1 protein-coding gene is annotated in these 3,940 nt (G+C 68.9%); it reads left to right on the forward strand.

Features of this window, described 5'->3' with window-relative positions; translation table 11 throughout:
- Positions 1–276 precede the first annotated feature (276 nt).
- Positions 277–3,940, forward strand: a 3,664-nt coding sequence (gene mobF / locus ACIRD3_RS40325) for a MobF family relaxase (protein WP_402227098.1), incomplete at its 3' end; no start/stop codon positions are given.

Genomic DNA, 3,940 nt, shown 5'->3' on the forward strand with positions numbered 1-3,940 from the left:
GTCTCCGTCCCGGGGGCCGGAGCGCAGAGCCGACTGAGAGCCGACTGATGTTTCCAGGATGCCTTCAAGAGCAAACCCGATCTCCAGATGGCCCCCTAACGATGAGATCGGAGAGGCCTCTCTTGATGAACACACCTCTTGCTATTCGGTTCATTGGGTTGAGAGCATGTCAGCGATGCTTACCAAGAAGACAGTTGAAGAAGCCGGTCGACCGAGGAGTGAGGGCGTGTGATAACCCTTCATCCCATCTCCGCAGGATCTGGTATCGACTACCTGATGAGTACCGTCGCGGGAGGTGACTACAGGTCGACCGTCAAGGGTCTCGACGAGTACTGGGCAGAGGGAGGAGATACGCCAGGACAGTGGCTCGGTGCCCAGGCCGAGGCGCTCGGTTTCGCCGGTTCGCTGGTGGAAAGGGAAGCGGCGGACGCCGTCTTCAAGGATGCTCTCGACCCTGTCACAGGTGCGAAGCTCGGCCGCGCGTGGCCGCGTTACGCGCCGGCCGATGTGCTGTACGAGCGTTTGCTCGCTGCTGAGCCGGAGGCGTCCGAAGGCCGCCGTGAGAAGCTCCGAGCGAAGGCGAACCAGGAGGGGAGCCGCACGGCTCGCTGCGGCTGGGAGATGGTCTTCTCGCCGGTGAAAAGCTTCTCGGTTCTCTGGGGTACGGCTGACGACGCGACCCGCGCCCGGCTTGAAGAAGTAGAGCGGAAGGCCTTCGACAAGGTCTTCGCCCGCATGGAGTCGGAGGCCTGCTGGACCCGCAGCGGTCCCACCGCAGCGACCCAGGTGACAGTCAAAGCCGAGGGGTTCATCGCGGCGTCGTTCATCCATCGTTCCTCCCGCGCGGGGGATCCCGACTTCCACCGGCACCTCGCGTTGTCCGCGAAGGTTCGTACGGCTGACGGCCGGTGGCTCGCTCTCGACGCCCGGCCCCTGCACAGCATGACTGTCGCGCTGTCGGAGATGTACACCACCGAGGTGGAACGGGGGATGTACGAAGCCTTTGGCGTGGTTGCCGGGCCGCGTATCGACAGCGTCCGTCCGGACCGCCGGCCGGTCCGGGAGTTCCTGGGTGTCAGTCCCGAGGCGGTCCGCGAGTACTCCGCGAGGCGTCGCTCCACCGAACGGGAACTGGACCGTCTCACCCAGGTCTTCACGGCTCGGGAGGAGCGTGAGCCCACTCGAGTGGAGTCCTACGCGCTCGCCCAGAGCGCGGCGCTCTCACAGCGGCCGGCCAAGGAGAAGAGCGACCCGGAGTCGGAGCGGCGGGACTGGCAGAGCAGGGCCCGGAAGCTGGGTATCGCAAGCCCTGAGCACTGGCTCGACGAGTGCGCTGCAGTCTCACGGGAGGTCGATTCCCCGAGGGCGGAACCGGCAACACTCGACGATGTCGTCGACGGGACGCTCGCTGCCCTCGAGTCCTCACGTTCGTCCTGGACCCGGACCAATGTCGCGGCCGAGGCGTACCGCCAGCTGACCGCGACCGGATGGCATCTGACGGCCGGCGACCACTTCGACGACGTGCTGGACGAGGTGGTCGAAACGGCCCTTTCTCCCGCGCACTGTGTGCCTCTGGACCCGGCCGGAACGATCGAAGAGCCCACGCGGGAGCGGGTCGACGGCGCCGGCCTGTTCTCCGGTCCGAAGGCAGAGCAGTACAGCTCCCACCGTCTGCTCACGGCCGAGGCAGACCTGCTTGAGGCCGCGCTCACGCCCGTTCCGATCGAGCGCTTCGAGGCCGCCGACATCGACCGGATTCTCTCCATCGGGGACCGGAGCCGAGGCTTCAGGCCGTCCGCAGAGCAGCGCGCGGCCGTCCGCCATCTCCTCGGATCCGACGTCCGCGTCAACGCGCTCATTGGCCCCACGGGGGCCGGCAAGAGCGCGGCCGTACAACTCCTCAGGGAAGCCGCAGAGGCGCGAGAGATCCCGGTGATCGCTCTCGCACCAAGCCAGACTCTCGCCCGGAACCTGGCAGCGGAAACGGGCGTCCGGACCGAGAGCACCACGCGCTGGCGCACGATGTCCGAGCGCTATGCGAACGGCACCCGGGACTGGACCCTGGCCCCCGGGCAGGTCGTGATCGTTGACGAGGCGGGCCGGGCATCGACCCCTGATCTGCATGCCGTCCTCCGCCAGGTTCAGGCGGTCGACGGGCGCCTGATCCTTGTCGGAGACTCCGGCCGGCAGAGCTCCGCGAGTGCCGGGGGAGCGCTCGCTCTCATCGAAGCCGATGCCAGGGTCGCTAGAATCTCCACCCGCCGTTTCCGTGACACCGGCGGCGCGATACGCGGGTGGGAGGCCGACGCGGCACACGCGCTGTCTATCGGCGACGACGGCTGCTTCGACATCTACGACGCCCATGGACGCATCCGTCATGGCGGTGCCGAGGCCATGCACGACGCGATGTACGAGGCCTGGCGCCGCGACAGCGCCGAAGGCCTGCAGAGCGTGATGATCGCGCCCTCCGACGCCATCGGAAGACAGCTGTCCCGGCGCGCCCGCGCCGGCCGGGTCGCCCTCGGCGAAGTCGACGACACCATCACGGTCGCCCTCTCCGACGGCTCCCGTTGCGGCGCCGGCGACAGGGTCGTCACCCGGGTGAACAACCGCAGGATCCTCAGCGAGGACGGCCGCCAGTGGGTGCGCGACGGAGACCTCTGGACCGTCGGCAAAGTCGGGGATGACGGCTCACTGAGGGTGCGGCACGAGCGGACCGACCGGCAGCTGACCCTGCCCGCGGACTACAGCGCACAGGCTGTCGACCTCGCCTACTGCGTCTCCGAGGACCGGGCCCGGGAGCTCACGGTCGACACCGCACACGCCCTGTTCGACGACTCCCTCGACCGTGACAGCGCCTATCCAGCGGCCACTCGGGGGCGCCTGGCCAATCACCTGTACCTCGTCACCGAAACGCCCGGAAACCCGGCCACGACGCAGGACACAGAGCGCGTGGCACGCCAGGTCTTCGCCGGGATCCTCGGCCGGGAAGCCGACCGGTACTCCGCCACCGCGGTCGAGCGTCTGCTCGCCCGGAAAGCCACGTCCTTGCGTATCCAGGCGGGCCGGGTGACCTACGCCCTCGACGGTCTCGCCGACGCGCAGGCCCGTCGGGCAGTCGCAGGCCTGCTCGACGAACGCGCTGCGGCACAACTCCTCGAGGCCCCGGCGTGGCCCGCGGTGCGGGACCAGTTCACCGGCTTCGCACAGGCCGGGTTCGACAGTGACCGGCTGCTCCTGGAAACCTTCCAGGACCCCCGGGGCAACAGCTCCGACCTCGACGGCAGACCGCTCAACGACCTGGCGGCAGTCCTCCACGGCCGTGCTGCCAAGGTCATGGAGAACGAGTCAGCCGCACGGCGTCTCCGCCTGCGGGAGGGCGCCGAGCGGCCTGCTCTCGCTGTCAGCCACCAGGCTGCGGGCCAGGCCCGGGGTGACGATCTGTTCCAGGCAATCGGCCTGTCCTTGCCGGCCGTCGACCCGTCGGACGAACGGGCCGCCTCTGTCCGTCAGCTCGCCGTGGCCGCGGAGCGGCGCTTCGCCCAGACCGCTGAGACAGCCCGCGCGGAAGCCGCCGCGGGCCAGGGATGGGCAGCTGCCTACGGTCCTGAACCGACGGATCCCGAGCAGGCCCGTGCCTGGCGGGAGCGGGTTGCCGCCGCAGCCGCCTACCGTGACCTCACCGCCTATCAGGGGCCGGATCCGACCGGTCCGGCTCCGGCCGAAGAGAGGAGTGGGGAGCGCGGTCTCTGGCGGGCGGCGCAGATCCCGCCCGACCCGGCAGTGCTGGCGGACAGGCTGAGGAGCGAGTCGCCGGCCTGGCTAGCCGACCTGGGTCGTTTTCCGGTTGTTGCTGGTACTGGCTGGGACACGGCTGCTGCTGCGGTGGGTACCTATCGCAGGATGTGGCATGTCGACCAGGAGACAGATCTGCTCGGTC

This window comes from Kitasatospora sp. NPDC093550 (assembly GCF_044764985.1).
In the GTDB taxonomy this organism is placed as follows: domain Bacteria; phylum Actinomycetota; class Actinomycetes; order Streptomycetales; family Streptomycetaceae; genus Kitasatospora.